General features: G+C 74.3%; 18 protein-coding genes. 2 read left to right on the top strand and 16 right to left on the bottom strand.

Annotation, left to right across the window (positions count from 1 at the left end; translation table 11 throughout):
* The first annotated feature begins 42 nt into the window (after positions 1–42).
* Positions 43–441, top strand: coding sequence for a Rieske (2Fe-2S) protein (locus PHY01_RS16100; protein ID WP_246085941.1), 399 nt, complete (start codon positions 43–45; stop codon positions 439–441).
* Here the strand turns inward: PHY01_RS16100 and PHY01_RS16105 are convergent.
* From PHY01_RS16105 to rpsB, 6 genes are all read right to left on the bottom strand, one after another.
* On the bottom strand, positions 428–1,105 hold the full coding sequence (locus PHY01_RS16105; protein ID WP_141279545.1) for a class I SAM-dependent methyltransferase: 678 nt from the start codon (positions 1,103–1,105) through the stop codon (positions 428–430). The two genes, PHY01_RS16100 and PHY01_RS16105, sit on opposite strands and share 14 nt — an antisense overlap.
* Positions 1,102–2,004, bottom strand: a complete 903-nt coding sequence (locus PHY01_RS16110) for a phosphatidate cytidylyltransferase (RefSeq protein WP_141279547.1) — start codon at positions 2,002–2,004, stop codon at positions 1,102–1,104. The genes PHY01_RS16105 and PHY01_RS16110 overlap by 4 nt, the downstream gene beginning before the upstream one ends.
* 4 nt (positions 2,005–2,008) lie before the next feature.
* Positions 2,009–2,566, bottom strand: a complete 558-nt coding sequence (gene frr, locus PHY01_RS16115) for a ribosome recycling factor (RefSeq protein WP_141279549.1) — start codon at positions 2,564–2,566, stop codon at positions 2,009–2,011.
* Between the two features lie 7 nt (positions 2,567–2,573).
* The gene (gene pyrH / locus PHY01_RS16120; protein ID WP_141279552.1) at positions 2,574–3,326 is read right to left on the bottom strand and encodes a UMP kinase; all 753 of its coding nucleotides are present in this window, start codon (positions 3,324–3,326) and stop codon (positions 2,574–2,576) included.
* Positions 3,326–4,141 (bottom strand): translation elongation factor Ts, encoded by an 816-nt coding sequence (gene tsf, locus PHY01_RS16125; protein WP_141279554.1) that lies wholly within the window; start codon positions 4,139–4,141, stop codon positions 3,326–3,328. The genes pyrH and tsf overlap by 1 nt, the downstream gene beginning before the upstream one ends.
* A gap of 71 nt (positions 4,142–4,212) precedes the next feature.
* Entirely contained in the window at positions 4,213–5,100 is an 888-nt protein-coding gene (gene rpsB / locus PHY01_RS16130; protein ID WP_141279556.1) for a 30S ribosomal protein S2, read from the bottom strand.
* A 1,069-nt stretch (positions 5,101–6,169) separates the two neighbouring features.
* Here rpsB and PHY01_RS27670 point away from each other — a divergent pair.
* Positions 6,170–6,562: a M23 family metallopeptidase gene (locus tag PHY01_RS27670; RefSeq protein ID WP_246085942.1), complete on the top strand. Its 393-nt coding sequence runs from the start codon at positions 6,170–6,172 to the stop codon at positions 6,560–6,562.
* A gap of 4 nt (positions 6,563–6,566) precedes the next feature.
* Here the strand turns inward: PHY01_RS27670 and PHY01_RS16140 are convergent, their stop codons facing one another.
* The 10 genes from PHY01_RS16140 to PHY01_RS16185 form a co-directional block, all read right to left on the bottom strand.
* The gene (locus PHY01_RS16140; protein WP_141279558.1) at positions 6,567–7,463 is read right to left on the bottom strand and encodes a FliA/WhiG family RNA polymerase sigma factor; all 897 of its coding nucleotides are present in this window, start codon (positions 7,461–7,463) and stop codon (positions 6,567–6,569) included.
* On the bottom strand, positions 7,438–8,370 hold the full coding sequence (locus tag PHY01_RS16145) for a tyrosine-type recombinase/integrase (protein ID WP_141279560.1): 933 nt from the start codon (positions 8,368–8,370) through the stop codon (positions 7,438–7,440). The genes PHY01_RS16140 and PHY01_RS16145 overlap by 26 nt, the downstream gene beginning before the upstream one ends.
* A 118-nt stretch (positions 8,371–8,488) precedes the next feature.
* Positions 8,489–9,634, bottom strand: a complete 1,146-nt coding sequence (dprA, locus tag PHY01_RS16150; RefSeq protein WP_141279562.1) for a DNA-processing protein DprA — start codon at positions 9,632–9,634, stop codon at positions 8,489–8,491.
* Positions 9,631–11,136, bottom strand: a complete 1,506-nt coding sequence (locus tag PHY01_RS16155; protein WP_141279564.1) for a YifB family Mg chelatase-like AAA ATPase — start codon at positions 11,134–11,136, stop codon at positions 9,631–9,633. Before PHY01_RS16155 ends, dprA begins: the two co-directional genes overlap by 4 nt.
* 276 nt (positions 11,137–11,412) lie before the next feature.
* The gene (locus PHY01_RS16160) at positions 11,413–11,928 is read right to left on the bottom strand and encodes a hypothetical protein (RefSeq protein ID WP_141279566.1); all 516 of its coding nucleotides are present in this window, start codon (positions 11,926–11,928) and stop codon (positions 11,413–11,415) included.
* The gene (locus PHY01_RS16165) at positions 11,925–12,191 is read right to left on the bottom strand and encodes a hypothetical protein (protein ID WP_141279568.1); all 267 of its coding nucleotides are present in this window, start codon (positions 12,189–12,191) and stop codon (positions 11,925–11,927) included. The genes PHY01_RS16160 and PHY01_RS16165 overlap by 4 nt, the downstream gene beginning before the upstream one ends.
* 97 nt (positions 12,192–12,288) lie before the next feature.
* Complete coding sequence (locus PHY01_RS16170) at positions 12,289–12,780, bottom strand: hypothetical protein (RefSeq protein WP_141279570.1); 492 nt, start codon at positions 12,778–12,780, stop codon at positions 12,289–12,291.
* 9 nt (positions 12,781–12,789) lie between these two features.
* Entirely contained in the window at positions 12,790–14,979 is a 2,190-nt protein-coding gene (locus tag PHY01_RS26525; RefSeq protein WP_170183835.1) for a hypothetical protein, read from the bottom strand.
* A complete protein-coding gene (locus tag PHY01_RS16180) occupies positions 14,979–17,006 on the bottom strand; it encodes a phage tail tape measure protein (protein WP_141279572.1) in 2,028 nt (675 codons plus the stop codon). Before PHY01_RS16180 ends, PHY01_RS26525 begins: the two co-directional genes overlap by 1 nt.
* Positions 17,006–17,422 carry an HK97 gp10 family phage protein gene (locus tag PHY01_RS16185; RefSeq protein WP_141279574.1) on the bottom strand — a complete coding sequence of 139 codons (417 nt, stop codon included), beginning with the start codon at positions 17,420–17,422 and terminating at the stop codon, positions 17,006–17,008. Before PHY01_RS16185 ends, PHY01_RS16180 begins: the two co-directional genes overlap by 1 nt.
* Positions 17,423–17,539 lie beyond the last annotated feature (117 nt).

Genomic DNA, 17,539 nt, shown 5'->3' on the forward strand with positions numbered 1-17,539 from the left:
TGGCCCGGACGCCCCGCTCCCCACCACCACCTGGAGTACTCCGTGCCCCACTCCCCGCTGGACCGCCGCACCGTCGTCGTCGGTGCCGCGGCGCTGACCGCAGGCCTGGCCGTCGCCGGCTGCTCGGCCGCGACCACCTCCGCCCCCGTCGCCGCGGACGGGCCGCTGGGCCCCACCAGCGACGTCCCCGTCGGGGGCGCCACGATCTTCGCCGACCGCGCGGTCGTCGTCACCCAGGCCACGGCGGGCAGCTTCGCCGCGTTCTCCACCGTGTGCCCGCACCAGGGCTGCAACGTCAACGCCGTGGACGGTGCGGCGATCGTCTGCCCGTGCCACGACAGCCGCTTCGACCTCTCCGGCGCCGTGCTCACCGGGCCCGCCCAGTCGGGGCTGGCGAGCGTGCCCGTCACGGTGTCGGGCACCGAGCTCACCCTCGGCTGAACCGCCGCACGTGCACCCGGTAGCCCACCGGGATCTCCAGGCCCGGCACGGCCGCGAGCGCGCGGTCGGCCGTGGCCCGGGAGAACTCGATGCGCAGCACCGCCTCCAGCGTCGCGCGGTCCAGGAACGCCCAGCGGGTGGCGACGCGGCGCAGCGAGAACCCGCGCCGGACGAAGAACCGCTCGGCCGCCACGGGGTCGTAGTGCGGGATGTCGGCGCGCATCCAGTCGCCGTAGGGGGCCACGGTGGCGTCCAGGTCGACGATCGCGAGCGCCCCGCCGGGACGCAGCACGCGGCGCGCCTCGGCCAGCCCCGGCTCGCAGCCCGCCCCGAAGAAGTAGGCGGTGCGCGCGTGGAGCAGATCGACCGAGGACGGCGGCAGCGGCAGCGCCGCGGCGCCGCCCTCCAGGACCGTCAGCCCGCGCCGCCGGGCCCGCTCGACGAGCGGCGGGTGCGGCTCCACCCCGATCACCGAGGCCGCCTCGCGGGCGAACACCGGCAGGTGGAAGCCGTCGCCGCAGCCGACGTCGACCACGTCGGCGCCTGCCCACGGGGCGTCGGCGCGCAGCGCGTCCCAGATGGCGCCGTCGACGTCCTGCGCGCGGTTCTCCTGCTCGTAGACCTCGGGCCAGTTCCAGAGATTGGGGCTGGGGATGGTGCTCATACCGGGACGAGCACGCTCAGCACCAGCCAGGCGACGACCGCGGTGGGCAGCAGCGAGTCGAGCCGGTCCATCATGCCGCCGTGGCCGGGCAGCAGGTTCCCCATGTCCTTGATGCCCAGGTCGCGCTTGATCATCGACTCGACGAGGTCGCCCAGCGTCGCGGAGACCACCAGCAGCGAGCCGGTGAGCACGCCGACCAGCCACGGCCCGCCCAGGAACAGGTGCACGCACAGCGCCCCGGTGGCCATGCCCGCGAGCTGCGAGCCGGCGAAACCCTCCCAGGACTTCTTCGGGCTGATCGTCGGCGCCATCGGGTGGCGGCCGAACAGCACCCCGGCCGCGTAGCCCCCGACGTCGGAGGCGATGACCGGGAGCATGAACGTCAGGATCCGGCCGAGCCCGTCGGGCGCCACCGTCATCAGCACGGCGAAACCGCAGCACATCGGCACGTAGGCGGCGGTGAACACGGTGGCGGTGACGTCGCGGACGTAGTGCGAGGCACCCCCGCGCATCCGCCACAGCAGGGTGGCCACCATCGTCAGCGCGAAGGAGCCGGCCAGCCCCGCGACGCCGAACGGCCAGGCCAGCCAGATCGTCAGCTGCCCCCCGACGAGCACCACCGGGAGCGGCACCTCGATGCCCGCCCCGCGCCGCAACGCCCCGGCCAGCTCCCAGGTGGCGATGGCCGCCGACACCGCCAGCACCGCGATGAAGAAGAACCGCACGATCAGCAGCGACGACAGGATGATCGCGCCCATCGACAGGCCCACCGCGATCGCCGCGAACAGGTTCCGCCCCAGCCGCGCCGACTTCGGGACGCGTGGCACCGCCGACTCGCCGGGGGTCAGTGGTGACCCGGCGGCCGCGAACGGCAGGTCACGCGATGCGGAGGTGGACACCGGCTCAGACTTCGAGGAGTTCGGCTTCCTTGTGCTTCACCAGGTCGTCGATCTGGTGGACGTACCGGTCGACGGTGGCCTGCAGCTCCTTCTCGGCCCGGGCCACCTCGTCCTCGCCCGCCTCGCCGTCCTTGACGATCCGGCCGAGCTCGTCCATCGCCTTGCGGCGCACGCTGCGGACGGTGACCCGCGCGTCCTCGCCCTTGCTCCGCGCGACCTTGACCATCTCGCGGCGGCGCTCCTCGGACAGCTGCGGGATGACGCACCGGATGATCTGGCCGTCGTTGCCGGGGTTGAGCCCGAGGTCGGACTCGCGGATGGCCTTCTCCAGCGCCTTGAGCGAGCTCGCGTCGTACGGCTTGATGATCACCATGCGGGCCTCCGGGATGGAGATCGAGGCCAGCTGGTTGATCGGGGTCATCGCGCCGTAGTAGTCGACCACGACCCGGGAGAACATGTTCGGCGTGGCGCGGCCGGTGCGGACCGAGGCGAGGTCGTCCTTGGCGACGGAGACGGCCTTCTCCATCTTCTCCTCGGCGTCGAAGAGCGTCTCGTCGATCACGACGTACCTACCTTTCCCCTGGCGTACTGACCAGCGTCCCGATCCTCTCACCCCGCACCGCGCGGGCGATGTTGCCCTCGATGAGCAGGTTGAACACGATGATCGGCATCCTGTTGTCCATGCAGAGGCTGAAGGCGGTGGCGTCGGCGACCTTGAGCCCCTGCTCCAGCACCTCGCGGTGGGTGATCTCCTCGTACAGCTTCGCGCCCGGGTCGAGCTTCGGGTCGGCGGTGAACACGCCGTCGACGCCCTTGGCCAGCAGCAACGCCTCGGCGCCGATCTCCAGCGCCCGCTGCGCACCGGCGGTGTCGGTGGAGAAGTAGGGCATGCCCACCCCCGCGCCGAAGATCACGACGCGGCCCTTCTCCAGGTGCCGGATCGCGCGCCGCGGGATGTAGGCCTCGGCGACCTGCCCCATCGTGATGGCGGTCTGCACGCGCGTGTCGATGTGGTGCTCGCGCTCCAGGAAGTCCTGCATCGCCAGGCAGTTCATGACGGTGCCGAGCATGCCCATGTAGTCGGCCCGGGACCGTTCCATGCCCCGGTCCTGCAGCTCGGCGCCGCGGAAGAAGTTGCCGCCGCCGATGACGACCGCCACCTGCGCCCCCGAGGCGACGACCTCGGCGATCTGCCGGGCGACGGTCTCGACGACCTCGGGGTCGACACCGACGGCACCACCGCCGAACATCTCCCCGCCGAGCTTGAGGAGCACTCGGCGGAATCCGGGACGGTGGTCGGTGTCGACTCCGGGTTCGGTCATCAGGCCTGGCCGACCTCGAAGCGCGCGAACGTCTTGACGGTGACGCCGGCCTCGTCGAGCAGGGCCTTCACGGTCTTCTTCGAGTCCTGCACCGACGGCTGCTCGAGCAGCACGACGTCCTTGTAGAAGCCGTTGATCCGGCCGTCGACGATGCGGGGCAGCACCTGCTCGGGCTTGCCCTCCTCGCGGGCGGTGGCCTCGGCGATGCGGCGCTCGTTCTCGATCACCTCGGCCGGGACCTCGTCGCGCGTGGTGTACGCCGGGCGGGCCGCGGCGATGTGCATCGCCACACCCTTGACGACGTTCTCGTCGGCCCCGTCGTAGCTGACCAGCGCGCCGATCGCGGGCGGCAGGTCCGACGCGCGGCGGTGCAGGTACAGCGCCACCGGGCCGTCGACGTGGATGTAGCGCTTGAGCTCGAGCTTCTCGCCGATGCGGGCCGAGAGCGCGAGGACGGCGTCCTCGACGGTGCCGTCGTCGAGCTTCGCCGCCTTCAGCGCGTCGAGGTCGGCGGGCTTGTCGGCCACGGCGACCCGCAGGATCGCGTCGGCGAGCTTCTGGAAGTCCTCGCTCTTGGCGACGAAGTCGGTCTCGCAGTTGAGCTGGACCATCGTGCCGCCCTCGGCGACGACGAGGCCGTTGGCCGTCTCGCGGCCGGCGCGCTTGTCGATGTCCTTCGCGCCCTTGATGCGCAGCAGCTCGACGGACTTGTCGAAGTCGCCGTCGGACTCCTCGAGCGCCTTCTTGCAGTCCATCATCCCGGACCCGGTGAGGTCGCGGAGCTTCTTGACGTCGGCGGCGGTGTAGTTCGCCATGGTGAGTCTTCGTCCTTCGTCGATGCGACCGGAACCGCCCCGGGCCGGTGTACGGCCCGGGGCGGTGGCGGTCAGCTGGCGGTCTGGGTGCCGTTGCTGGTGGTGGCCGGCGCGGGCTCGGCGGCCGGGTTGGGCGCCTCCGCCGGTGCCGAGGCGGCGGTGAGGCTCGCCCCGTCGGAGCCGGCGCCGCTGGTGAGCAGCTCCTGCTCCCACTCGGCGAGCGGCTCCTCGGCCGCGGCCTTCTCCTCGCCGCCGTCGCCACCGCGGGCGCGCGAGCGCTGCATCAGGCCGTCGGCCGCCGCCTGCGCCACGACCTTGGTCAGCAGCGCCGCGGAACGGATCGCGTCGTCGTTGCCCGGGATCGGGAAGTCGACCTCGTCGGGGTCGCAGTTGGTGTCCAGGATGGAGACGACCGGGATGCCCAGCTTGCGGGCCTCGCCGACGGCGATGTGCTCCTTCTTGGTGTCGACGATCCACACCGCGCTCGGGACCTTGGTCATGTCCCGGATCCCGCCGAGCGTCTTCTCGAGCTTGGTCTTCTCGCGGGTGAGCATGAGGATCTCCTTCTTGGTGCGACCCTCGAAGCCCCCCGTCTGCTCCATCGTCTCGAGCTCCTTCATCCGCTGAAGGCGCTTGTGGACGGTCTGGAAGTTGGTGAGCATGCCGCCCAGCCAGCGCTGGTTGACATACGGCATGTTGACGCGGCCCGCCTCGTCGGCGATGGCCTCCTGCGCCTGCTTCTTCGTGCCCACGAACATGATCGTGCCGCCGTGCGCGACGGTCTCGCGCACGAACTCGTAGGCCCGGTCGATGTAGGACAGCGTCTGCTGCAGGTCGATGATGTAGATGCCGTTGCGCTCGGTGAGGATGTAGCGCTTCATCTTCGGGTTCCAGCGTCGGGTCTGGTGCCCGAAGTGCACGCCGCTGTCGAGCAGCTGCTTCATGGTGACGACGGCCATGGCCGGTGTTCACCTCTCGGTCGGGGCGCGGCCTGAGCAGTTCGACATCACTGCGGGCCACGCGGGCGGTTGTGCGGAGCGCCGGTCGGCGGTTCCGCCCTGGCGCCGCGTCGGCGTCCGGACCCACCGGTGAACGACACCTGCGGGACCGCCCGGCCACCGATCCCGCCCCGTGGAGTGCGCGGGGTGGGTACGCGAGCGCGCGAAGTCACCCCGGGCAAACGGGGTGCAGGTCGAGTGTACGCCGGGGCCCGGGTGCCCCTCACCGGGCGTCCGCCAGCTGTCCACCTCGCCCCGGCCCCGTCCACAGGACCGCGGCACGGCCCGCCGTCCCGGCCGATGCGCGGCAGCCTGGGGGCATGGACCGAGACGCCCGGGGCGGGTGGTGACGGCCCCGCCGGTCGCCCGTCCGGGAGGCGGCGGAGCGGCGGGTGGCGCAGTGGCGAGGGGGAGACGGACGGGCGGTGTGCGGGCGGAAAGCGGCGAGGTGGGCGGGGGCGAGGTGGGCGGAGACCAGATGGGCGGAGACGAGATGGGCGGAGACGAGGTGGGCAGGGGCGGGGACGGCGGCGCTCCGGTGGGCGAGGCGGTGGCCGTCGCACAGGTGGACGTCGCTCGCACACCCTCCAACCCGTGCGACCGGCCACAGCGTGTGCGACGGCGCGCGGTGTGGGCGTGTGGCGCGTCGGTCGGGGTGGTGCTGGTCGTCGTCGCCCTCGTCGTCGGGGTCGTCGGGGATCCGGGGTCGATTCCGGTCACCGGGGCCGCCGCGGGGGCGGTCCTCGTCGCGGCACCGGCACCCGCGATCGCCGCGGCCGCTTCACCGGCACCCACGGTCGCCGCGGCAGCGGTCCCGCCACCGGCATCCCCGGCGCGTGCCGGACCGGTCCCGGCACCGCCTGGGCCGCCCCTGCCTCCGCCCGCACCCGTCCCGCCACTCCCCGGGCCGGTCCCGCCGCTTCCCTCACCCGTCCCGCCACCCCCCGGACCGGGGCCGTCACCCGTACCGGGGGCGGGGGTCCCGGCGCCCGGCGCGGGGTACGCGTGGCCGCTGCTCCCGGCACCGCCGGTGCGCACGCCGTTCCGCGCCCCGGAGCACGCCTACGGGCCCGGGCACCGCGGCGTCGACCTCGCGGGCGTGCCGGGACAGCCGGTGCTGGCCGCACGGGGCGGCACGGTGGTGTTCGCGGGCGCGGTCGGTGGGCGGCCGCTGGTGTCGGTGCAGCACGACGACGGCCTGCGGACCACCTACGAGCCGGTGGAACCCGCCGTCACCACGGGACAGGTGGTGCCGGCGGGGGCCGTGCTCGGGTCGCTGGCACCTGACCACCCCGGCTGTCCCGATCCGGCCTGCCTGCACTGGGGCGCGCGCCGCGACCGCACCGTCTACGTCGACCCGCTCGTGCTGCTGCTCCCGCCGCGGGTCCGCCTGCTGCCGGTGCCCGACCCGTGGCCGGGCTGACGGGTCACCCGGCCGCCAGCTCCTGCAGCCGCCCGCGCAGGCGCCCGACCAGCCGGGTGTGCAGCTGGCACACCCGGGACTCGGTGACGCCGAGGCAGCGGCCGATCTCGGCGAGCGTGCGGTTCTCCAGGTAGTACATCTGCACCACCAGCCGGTCGCGCTCCCCGAGCTGGGCCACCGCGACGGAGAGCTGCCGGTACGTCTCCCGGGCCTGGACCACCGCCATCGGGTCCGGTGCGGTGTCGTCGGCGAGCACCTCGGAGAGCCCGCCCCCCTCGTCCATCGCCTCGACGCTCACCAGCTGCACGTGCCGGCCCGCCGTCCGCAGCTCGCGCAGTGCCACACCCAGGTCCGCGGCCAGCTCGTGGTCGGTGGCCGCGCGGGCCAGGCGGGCGTCGAGTCGCTGGCGGGCCCGGTCGAACTCCCGCGCCCGCCCCCGGATGGTGCGCGGCACCCAGTCCTGGGCGCGCAGCTCGTCGAGGATCGCGCCCCGGATGCGTTGCGCCGCGTAGCTCTCGAAGCGCGGGCAGCGCTCCGGGTCGAACCGCTCCACGGCGTCGATGAGACCGAAGACGCCGGACTGGACCAGGTCGGACAGGTCGACGTGGCCGGGCAGTCCGGCGGCGGTGCGGTGCGCGACCGCCCGGACGAGCGGGGTGTAGTGGACGAGCAGCCGGTCGCGAACCGGGCGTGTCGGCCCGGCCAGGTAGGACTTCCAGAGCTGCTCGACGGGCGTGCCCGCCCCGGGTGCCGCGACGGCGGGGCCCGCAGCCACCACCGGAGCCCGCTCCGTCAGCTCCTGCTCGCGCTTGGCGAGCGCCGCGACCACGGCCCCGCCCAGACCGGTGAGCTGCACCGATCGATCCAGGACCGCGCTACGCCCTGGGGTGTGCCTGCTCATGAACCACCTTCAGACGCTCGACGGTCACGTGGGTGTACAGCTGAGTCGTTGCTAGCTTAGCGTGACCGAGTAACTCCTGTACGTAACGAAGGTCCGCGCCGCCCGCCAACATGTGGGTGGCGGCGGCGTGCCGGAGCCCGTGCGGGCCGGTGTCGGGTGCACCCGGCACGGCCCCCGCGGCGGCGTGCACGACGCCCCGCACGATCCGCTGGTCGAGCCGCCCCCCACGCGCCCCCAGGAACAGGGCGGGCGGCGAGGAGCTCCGCGCCAGTGCCGGGCGCCCGACGTCGAGCCAGCGACGCAGCGCCCGCCCGGCCGGGACACCGTAGACGACGCTGCGTTCCCGGTTGCCCTTGCCGAGCACCCGCAGGGCGCGACGCTCGTGGTCGACGTCGTCGACGTCGAGCCCGCACAGCTCCCCCACCCGCACGCCGGTCGCGTAGAGCAGCTCGACGACCGCCAGGTCGCGCAGGGCCACCGGTTCCCCCTCGGCCGCCCCGGCCACCGCGGCGGCGAACAGCGACTCGGTCTCGGCGGTGTCGAGCACGTCCGGCAGCGCCGGCCGGGGGCGCGGGGACACCAGCGACGCCCCCGGGTCGGCCGCGAGCCGTCCGGTCCGGTGCGCCCACGCGGTGAACGTCCGGGCGGCCGCGGCCCGCCGGGCCAGCGTCGACCGCCCGAGCCCGGCCGCGTGCCCCTCGGCGAGCCAGCGGCGGAGCAGGGCGAGATCGAGGGCGGCGAGGTCGTCGACGCGGGACAGCAGGCCGTCCAGGTCCCCGCGGTAGGCCCGGACCGTGTGCGCCGACCGCCCGCGCTCCAGCTCCAGGTACGCCGCGAACGCCTCCAGCGCGGCCCCGACCGGGGCGGCGGGGTCCGGCTGGGCGGCGGGGACCGGCGGCGGGGACACACCGCGACGGTCCGGCCCCGGCCGAACCGGGTCAAGCACCGCGCCTGCCGTGTCGCGCACCGGGCCGCGTCGCCCGCCGGGCCGGGTCGCCCGGTGAGGCCGCCGCCGCGGGGGGTGCTCAGCCCCCCGCCCGCAGGTGCTGCGGGCGCAGCTGCCAGCGCCCGTCGCGGTGGTCGACCATCCCGCGCCGCTCCAGGTCGACGAGCGCGACGCGCACCGCCCCGACCGGCACCCCCGCCTCCCGGGCCAGCCAGCCCACCTCGCGCGCCTCGCGGGCCGGCAGGGCGTCGTGGACGAGGCGACCGACGGGGTCGAGCGCGTCGAGCGCGAGGCGGGCGCCCGGCGGGTCGGCCGCGAGGTGCGCCCCGATGGGGCCCAGCTCCTCCAGCACCTCCTCGACCCTGGTGACCAGCACCGCCCCGTCACGCACCAGCCGGTGGCACCCGGCGGACACCCCCGAGGTGACGGGGCCGGGCACCGCGAGCACCGGGCGACCGAGGGTGGCGGCGTCGGTGGCGGTCCGCGTGGCCCCGCTGCGCAGGCCGGCCTCCACCACCACGGTGGCCGCGGACAGCCCGGCGATCAGCCGGTTGCGCACCAGGAACCGGTGCCGGGCCGGCACGCTCCCCGGCGGGTACTCGCTCACCACCAGCCCGGTCTCGGCGATGCGGGCGAGCAGGCCCTGGTGCGCCGCCGGGTAGGCGCGATCCGCGCCGCACGCGAGCACCGCCACCGTGGGGCCCGCGACGCCGAGTGCGCCCCGGTGCGCGGCGCCGTCGATCCCGATGGCCGCACCGGAGACGACGGTGTGGCCGGTCCCGGCCAGCCCCGCGCCGAACTCGCCGGCCACGTGCAGGCCGTAAGCGGTGGCCGCCCTGGCCCCCACCACCCCGGCCGCCCGGGCGCAGAGCGCGGCCAGGTGCCCGGGCCCCCGCACCCAGAGCGCCACCGGCGGCGCCAGATCCCCGACGCCGCAGGCGGCGAGATCGGCCAGCGGCGCCGCGGGCCAGTCCGGGTGTTCCGGGGTGAGCAACCGGACCCCGGCCGCTGCGGCGGCGCGCAGGTCGGCCTCCGCCCGCTCCACCGAACGGCGGGCCGAGGTCTCCGCGGCCGCCCGCTCACCCAGCTCGCCCCGGCGCACCCGCTCGGCCGCCCGCACCGGACCGATCTCGGCCACCAGCTCGGCCAACCCCGGGGCGGGCGGCTCCGCGACCCGGGACAGGTAGGCGCGCGCCCGCAGCACCTCCTCCGGCACCGCGTTCACGCCGCCCTCCGGTCGCGGAAGTACAGCGCCGCCTCGACGTGCTCGGGCCGCGGCCGGGCGGCCCCCGCCAGGTCGGCCAGCGTCCAGGCCACCCGCAGTGCCCGGTCGGCCCCCCGCGCGGTGAGCGCACCGCTGCGCATGCCCGCGTCGAGCGGGCGGACCGTGGCGTCGGGCAGCCCGAAGCGCGACCGCAGTGCGGGCCCCGGCACCTCGGCGTTGGTCCGCCACCCGCACCCGGCCCAGCGCTGCGCGGCGGCCGCCCGCGCCTCCCGCACCCGGGCGGCGACGGTGGCGGTGTCCTCCCCGTCGGCCGCGGCGGCGAAGGTGGTGACGGGGTACATCGCGGCCCGCAGGTCGACGCGGTCGAGCAGCGGACCGGAGAGCCTGCCCAGGTAGCGGCGGCGGACCAGCGACGAGCACACGCAGTCGCGGTCGTGGGCCGGTGCGCAGGGGCACGGGTTCGCCGCCAGCACGAGCTGGAACCGGGCCGGGTAGCGCACGGTGCCCTCCGCCCGGGCGATCCGGACCTCGCCCTCCTCCAGCGGGGTGCGCAGGGCGTCGAGCAGGTGCCCTCCGAACTCGGGGGCCTCGTCCAGGAACAGCACGCCGCGGTGCGCGAGCGACACCGCCCCCGGCCGGGCCAGTCCGCTACCGCCGCCGACGAGCGCGGCCATCGAGCTGGAGTGGTGCGGCGCCTCCACCGGCGGGAGCGTGGCCAGCGGGGCGTCGGCGGGCAGCCGGCCCGCCACCGACCGCACCGCCGCCAGCGCCAGTGCGTCGTCGGCCGCGAGCCGTGGCAGCAGCCCCACCAGGCGCTGCGCCAGCAACGTCTTGCCGGTGCCCGGCGGGCCGACCAGCAGCAGGTGGTGTCCCCCCGCGGCCGCCACCTCCAGCGCGTGCCGGGCGTCGTCCTGCCCGACGACGTCGGCGAGGTCGGGTGGCTCCGGCCCGTCGGCGTCGACGACGGGGCCGGGCGTGCGCAGCGGCGCGCCGCCGCGCAGCCAGTCGAGCACCTCTCTCAGGTCCGCCGCGCCGAGCACCTCGATGTCGGGAACCAGCGCGGCCTCGGCCAGCGCCGACTCCGGCACCACGACCCGGCGCATCCCGGCGGTGCGGGCGGCCAGCAGCGCGGGCAGGATCCCGCGGACCGGGCGCAGCCGCCCGTCCAGCGCCAGCTCGCCGAGCAGGACCGTGCCGTCGAGCGCGTGCTGCGGCACGTGCTCGGCCGCCGCCAGCACGCAGCAGGCGAGCGCCAGGTCGAACCCCGACCCGGTCTTGCGCAGCGTGGCCGGGCTCAGCGCCAGCACGATCCGCTGGTTGGGCCACACCACCCCGGAGTTGACGACGGCCGCCCGCACCCGGTCGCGCGACTCCTGCAGCGCCGCGTCCGGCAGCCCCAGCAGGTGGACGCCCGGCAGCCCGCCGCCGACGTCGGCCTCGATCTCGACCACGTGCCCGTCGACGCCGCGCAGCGCCACCGACCACCCGCGTGCCAGCGCCATCAGAACGCACCCTCGAAGTACTGCAGGGTGGCCGGGCGCCCGCTCTCGACGAGCACCGCGCACACCACGAACCTGCGTGAAAGTCACACCGCCCGGTGACGACCCGGAGGCCGGTCCGGGCGGGTGCGCGGCGGGACCCACCACGGAGGGTTGGGTCGCGGGCGGCGGCACGGGCAGCAGGCCCGGAGCCAGGACCAGAAGTTGATCACGCGCGGCATGTGACCGTGAGTGAGAGCGAGTGACCTACCGCCGTTCCGGTCGCCGACGTACGGCTGCTCACACGCGGGTGCACGTGTACTCAGGCGCCGTGTCATCCCCTCCGGTGCGGGGGCAGCGCAACTGCGAGCCGTCCGCCTCATTCACAACTAGCTCGGCCGCAGGAGAACCGTCCCGGCCCGGCGCGCCATCGACACCGTCTCGACCCGCAACACCGTCTACGCCATCCCGTCCGTCCATGCCGTCACGTCCGTCGGCACCGTCCGCTCCGCGGCACATGGTCGGCTCCAGCAGACATGCCGGAGACTGCCCGTCCGCCCCATCGAGCCCGTCCCGTCCGTCCCTGCCGTCGGTCCCGTCGAGGCCGTCCACGGGCGACTCGGGGGGCGCTGAGGCGACCTGTGCGGCGGTGTCGCACGCCGGGCCCACCCGGGCACGGATCGTCGGATCGGACTCGCACAGCGCCGCCAGCGGGTCCGACACCTCGACGAGGGCCTGCTCGGCGACGACCGTCGTCTGCTGCTGCTCGATCCGGTCGGCGGACCGGTTCAGCGCGTACCCGCCGTAGGCGATCACCCCGACGACGAGAGCGACGGCGGCGAACCGCTGTCGCGTCCGCGCAGCTCGCCCCGCAACTGGCGCGCCTCGTCCAGCAAGGCCAGCCGTTCCGCCTGCCACTGCATCCTCTCCTCCTGCCACGACTTGCGCTCCGACGCGGTCCACCGCAGGACCACCACCACCAGTGCCAGCGCGCCACCGAGCGAGCCCAGGTCGGGCAGCGCGCCGAACACGGTGCTGAGCAGGTCGGGGTCGGTCGCGGCCGTCGCGAGCAGTTCCACGGTCCGGGCCCTTCGTGTCGTTCATGGCCGCTCCTGTCTCCTGTCGGTGGGTGCGACGCCGGACCGGGAGCATCGGCCCGGCGCCGCGGTCGGTGGGTCAGTACACGGTTCCGGTGGTGGCGATGGTGTCTCCGACGTCCTCGACGGTCAGGGACATGGGGAAGTCGGGGGCCGCGGTCCAGGCGACCGTCACCGTCCCGGCGACCCGCTGCGTGCACACCGCGACCCGAAGGGTTCCGGTGGCCGAGGCGTAGAAGTACGCGACGATCACGCAGGTGTCCGGGATGCCGATGGTGGAGTCGTGGCGCACCAGTGCCCGCCCGAGGATCGGTGAGGTGGTCGTGGGCTCGGTGTTGTTCGTGGTGTGGCGGAGCTCGTTCTGCGTGGTTGCCGCGCCGCTGTTGCCGAACAGCTCCCCGTAGCAGGTGACCCGGTAGGTGCGGCCTGCGACGACCGGGGCCGTGGTGGACAGCACCCGCGCGATGGTGGTGATGGCCGCGGAGTTGGTGGTGCGCTGGTTGCGCCCGACGAGCGCGCCGAGCCGGTTGAGGTCGGCGGCGCGGATCTTGGCTCCGGCGGTGAACGCCATCGGTTTCTCCTACAGTCCGGCCCGTGCGGGCTGCCACAGCCGCACCGGGGCACCGGTGGGCAGAGCGGTCGGGGACGGGGCGATGGTCATCGTCTGCGGTGAGGTGGGGTCCGAGCAGGCGGTGACGGTGACCCGCCTCCCGGCGATCTCCAGGTCGTAGGGCATGTCGTCGGCGGTGGTGGTCCACAGCGGCCCGGACGTGGTGGTGATGCTGATCGAGGTTGACCCGGCGGGAGCGGCGGCGGCGAGAACGCACCCGTCGGTGTCGGCGCGGGCGACGTAGGCGCCGGTGTCGCCGGTGTCGGTGGCGACGACCCCGACACGCCAGGTGTCGTACGGGGAGCAGCGGGCGGTACCGGTCCAGGTGGTGGCGGTGATCTCGTTGGAGATGCCCTCGACGAGCAGCGACAGCGTCCCCTCCGGGTGACCGGGGAGCACCTGGTCCAGGCCGGTGACGTCGATGCGGTCCCCGGGCAGCAGCGCCAGCCATGCCGCCGCGAGGTCGGGTGTGGCGAGCAGGTCCACGGTCAGCGTCGGGTAGCGGTATCCCTCGACGGTGCCCTTCGCGAGCAGCCATCCCGCGTACAGCGGCAGCGCCTCGTCGCCCTGGACGTTGACGTCGATCGAGTCGTCGTAGAGGCCGATGGTCTGTACCCCGAGCGGCCCCGTGGCGTCCTCCAGCACCACCGAGGAACCACCGGCGCGTTTGGCCTCGACGCGGTTGCGGGTGCGCTGGTCGTCGTCGGTGGGGCCGAACGGGGACGCGAGCCGGGCGTCCCCGGCGGACACGGTCAGCACCACGGCGCGGTTCTCGATGTAGCGGCGGGAGTGGAAGCGCAGACCGGCGCTGACCCCGTCGAACAGGACGCCCTGGTCGACGCTCTCGGTTTCGCGGAGCAGGGCCAGCACCGGCGCGACGGTCTGCGGCCCCATCCGGTCGGTGGGCTGGTTGAACGATGTCGAGTCGCCGAGCACCAGCTCGGGGATACCGTTCTCGGCGCACACCCGCCGGTAGCGGACGAAGGTGACCTCCCCGATGTAGGCGTTGAGCTCGGCGAGGTCGTCGAACAAGCTGGTCTGTGCGTTCTGCACGCTGATGTGCCCGACGGTGACGTCGTCGAGGATGCCGTCCGGGTTGATCTGCACGGCGACGACCGTGCCCACGGTGGCGCCGGTGACGACGGGCCCGTTGGTGTACCCGGCCGCTGCGCTGTCCGCGGTGATCGTGGAGAACCGCCAGTTGATGTTCCCGCCGCTCTGCACCATCTCCAGCGACCAGCGCCGCGCCAGCGGCGGGATGTTCAGGTTGTAGCCGACCCCGACGGTGTCGGCGAGGACGGTGCCGAACCGGTCGTAGACGGTGCCGGAGATCAGGCCATTGCCAGAGGTCGGGCTGATCTCGTAGTAGAGGTCCCAGCGGGCGGCGGTGCCGGTGGTGTAGACCCGCAGCAGCGGCACCAGTACCCCGGCGGTGGCCTGCGCCGTGGTGGGGAACTCGACGAGGGCGCGAACCTGCACGGCTCCGCTGCCGGGGTGGTTCGGGACGCTGCCGGTGAACGTGGACCCCTTCAGCAGCGGCAGCGGCGCGGATGCCAGGAAGGCGTCGGAGCTGGCGAGGTCCGGCGCCCCGGAGTAGGTCATCGGGTTGCCGCCCGCGAGCCCCGACGCCAGCACGGTCGCCTCCGGGCCGTCCTCGCACGGCCAGTAGGCGACGACGTCGGAGCGTTCGAGCAGGGCACGGCGGATCGGGGAGATGACCGGGGTGTTGCCCTGCAACAGCCGACGCAGCGTCCCGGCGGCCTCCAGGGTCACCGTGGCGTCGGTGCCTGCCAGGTTCCACGACGGGGTGAACCCGACCGCGCCACCTTGGAACACGACCCGGTAGGCGCCGTCGCCGGGGTCGATCCGCACCCGGACGGGGGTATTGCGCCGCACGTTGGGATAGTTCGGGGACTGGGGTCCCAGGCTGTAGCGGGCGCCGGTGTTGTCCAGCGTCAGCGTGGTCGCGGCGGGCTGCGAGGTGGACGCCTCGTCGCCCCGGCCGAGGGTGGTCGAGATCCCGGGGTCCTGCCGGACGTCGCCGGTGATGTCGGTCCACGTCCACGTCGCCGGGTCCGCCATCAGGTCCGCGCCCCAGGCGATCTCCACGGCGAGGCGGGCGTCCGGGCCGAGCGCGGCGGGCAGCAGCGGGGCCGCCATCACGACACCTGGATCTTGCCGGTGCGGACGAGCTGCATGAACGCCGCGGCGAACGCGGAGTCGGTGTTGCCGGTGAACCGCACCGTCGGCGCGGGGGCCCCTCCACCCGCGGGGGGTGCCGTCGTGCCCGCAGCGGCCCACCCAGCGGGCCCTGACGCGGCCGTGACGGGTGTGCCGGACAGCGCGCCGAGTGCGAGGTCACCGGCCATCGCGTCGGCGGCGGCGGCCCGGGTGGCGTCGCCCATCGCGGTCGCGGACGCGAGCAGGCCCGGCATCCCGGCCTCAATGCCGACCCCGACACCGGCCGGGAGGTAGCGGCCGATCTCGTTGGCGAACACCCGCGACGGGGAGCGGATACCGAGGATGTTCTTGGCCCAACCGGGCAGGATGGACCCGAAGAACCCGAGCACCTTCGACCGGAGCCAACCCGCGGCGCCGGTGATGCCGTTCCACAGCCCGGTCAGCAGGTCCCGTCCGGCGTTGGCGAGCAGCGAGCCGAACGAGCCGATGGCGCCGAGCACTCGCCCCGGCAGCCCGGTCAGCCACCCGACCAGGTTCGATGCCTGGCGCACGGCGGCGTCACGCATCGACGAGAACCAGCCGCCGACCATGCCGGGCAGGTTGGCGAACCACCCGATGATCCCGCCGATGGAGCCGACGGCCCCGCCGATGAACGACTGCACCGACGCGAACGCCCCGTTGACGATCTCCCGGAACGTCTCCGACGAGTTGTAGGCCCACACCAGACCGGCGACCAGCCCGGCGATCGCGATCACCACCAGCCCGAGCGGGTTCGCGGACAGGGCCGCGTTCCACAACCACTGTGCGGCGGTGGCGATACCGGAGGCGATGCCGAGTCCGCGCAGCGCCATCGCGGCCATGCCCAGCGACCCGGCCATGGTGACGGCGTCGGTGCCGAACCCGACCACGTAGGTGGCGACGGACCCGATCGGGCCCTCCACCCCGGCGATGGACTGGGTCAGCCCCTCGAACCCGCGGCGGGCCTTCTCGATGTTCGCCGCGCCCGTGGCGCCCAGGGTGGCGTCCGCCTCGGCCGCCGCACCGGCGAAGTCCCCGAGCTTGGCAGCGGCCTCGGAGGGGTCCATCGCGAACAGGGCGTCGCCCAGTTCCTCGGCCTTGGTGCCGAACAGGTCGACGGCGAGCCCGGCCCGCTCCGTGCCGGGCGGCATCGCCCGCAGCGCGTCGAGCGTCTGGTCCAGGGCCCCCGACGACCGGGCGCCGCCCGCGGCGACGTCCTCGGCCATCTGAGCCGCGTTCAGCCCGAGCGTGGTGAACGCCTGCCCAGCGGTGGACTCGGTGTCCTGCGCGAGGATGCCGAACTCGCGGATGGCGTCGGCGACCAGGTCGGCTGACCAGGCCCCGCCCTCCATCGCCTGCGACATCAGGCCCATGGTGGTCGCGCCGTCCAAGCCCGCGATCTTGAACGTCTGGCCGTACTCGGCCATCACGTCGGCCAGGTCGCCCATCCGGTTGGCGCCGGTCTGCGCACCGGCGGTCAGCAGGTCCATCGCCTGTACCGCGTCGGTGGCGAGCCCGTTGCGGATCATCTGCCCGACGGCGTTGGTCGCCTGGCCGACGTCGACCTGCATCACCTGCGCCAGGGACATCACCTGCCCGGTGACGGCCTCCAGGTCCGCGGCGGACGCGCCCGACATGCCGGAGATGTTCTGCGCGACCGACCGGACGGCCTCGTTCACCTCACCGATCGACTCGCCGTAGGCGTTGGCGTACAGCTTCCCGGCGGCCTCGCCTGCGGCGGCGGCGAGCGGGGACCCGGACCCGAGCTGCGCCTCCAGCAGCGCTCCGGCCGACTCGAACTCCAGGCTCGTGTTGAACGCGTCGACGAGACCGGCACCGGCGGCGGCACCGGCCACGGTCATCGCGGCCGACTTCGCGGAGAACGTGCGCTCCATCTCCCCGGCGGCGTTCCCGACCCGGCCCATCGCCCGTTCCAGGTCGGTGGAGTCCCCGGCGAAGGTGAGCCGGACCGTGGGTCCCAGCGCCATCAGCTCGACCCCATCCCTGCGTCGCGTGCCAGCTCGGTCATCCCGTCGGTCAGGGCCCGCTCGACGTCGGCGCGGCGGTCGGAGAACGCCGACCAGACGTAGCGGCCCTCGCTGTAGAAGGTGCGGGTGGCGGTGTTGTTGCGGCCGACCTTCCCGCCGAAGTCGAGCCACGCGAAGTAGGGCACCCGCTTGCCGCCCGCGGCGACCCGAACAGCCTTGGCGGTGGACGCGGCACGGATCGACGCGGCGGCCCGCCCGGTCCTGCGCGGCACCCGCGGCTTCGCCTCGTCCACCACGATCTGCGCCGCGGCGTTCCCCACGTCCTTGATCCGCTTGGGGAGGGCGCGGTCAACCCGGCGCAGGGCGGTGCGGAACTCGCGGAGCCCGTCTATGCGGATCGGGTCGGGGAGTCCCACCTCGTCACCTCCTGCCGTGCCGCTTCTCGGCCAGCTCCCGGCGCTGGTTGCGCCGGGCGTAGAACATCGCCCACTCCACGAACTCGCGGTTCGACATGCGGCCCTCCAGGTCGGCCA

The organism is Pseudonocardia hydrocarbonoxydans, from assembly GCF_006539565.1.
GTDB classification, from domain to species: domain Bacteria; phylum Actinomycetota; class Actinomycetes; order Mycobacteriales; family Pseudonocardiaceae; genus Pseudonocardia; species Pseudonocardia hydrocarbonoxydans.

Coding starts and splice junctions, on each gene's coding strand:
- PHY01_RS16140 (WP_141279558.1), bottom strand. CDS start 7,463: ATGAGCAGGCACACCCCAGGGCGTAGCGCGGTCCTGGATCGATCGGTG.
- PHY01_RS16180 (WP_141279572.1), bottom strand. CDS start 17,006: ATGGCGCTGGGACCCACGGTCCGGCTCACCTTCGCCGGGGACTCCACC.
- PHY01_RS16170 (WP_141279570.1), bottom strand. CDS start 12,780: ATGGCGTTCACCGCCGGAGCCAAGATCCGCGCCGCCGACCTCAACCGG.
- tsf (WP_141279554.1), bottom strand. CDS start 4,141: ATGGCGAACTACACCGCCGCCGACGTCAAGAAGCTCCGCGACCTCACC.
- PHY01_RS16105 (WP_141279545.1), bottom strand. CDS start 1,105: ATGAGCACCATCCCCAGCCCCAATCTCTGGAACTGGCCCGAGGTCTAC.
- pyrH (WP_141279552.1), bottom strand. CDS start 3,326: ATGACCGAACCCGGAGTCGACACCGACCACCGTCCCGGATTCCGCCGA.
- PHY01_RS16155 (WP_141279564.1), bottom strand. CDS start 11,136: ATGGCGCTGGCACGCGGGTGGTCGGTGGCGCTGCGCGGCGTCGACGGG.
- PHY01_RS26525 (WP_170183835.1), bottom strand. CDS start 14,979: ATGGCGGCCCCGCTGCTGCCCGCCGCGCTCGGCCCGGACGCCCGCCTC.
- rpsB (WP_141279556.1), bottom strand. CDS start 5,100: ATGGCCGTCGTCACCATGAAGCAGCTGCTCGACAGCGGCGTGCACTTC.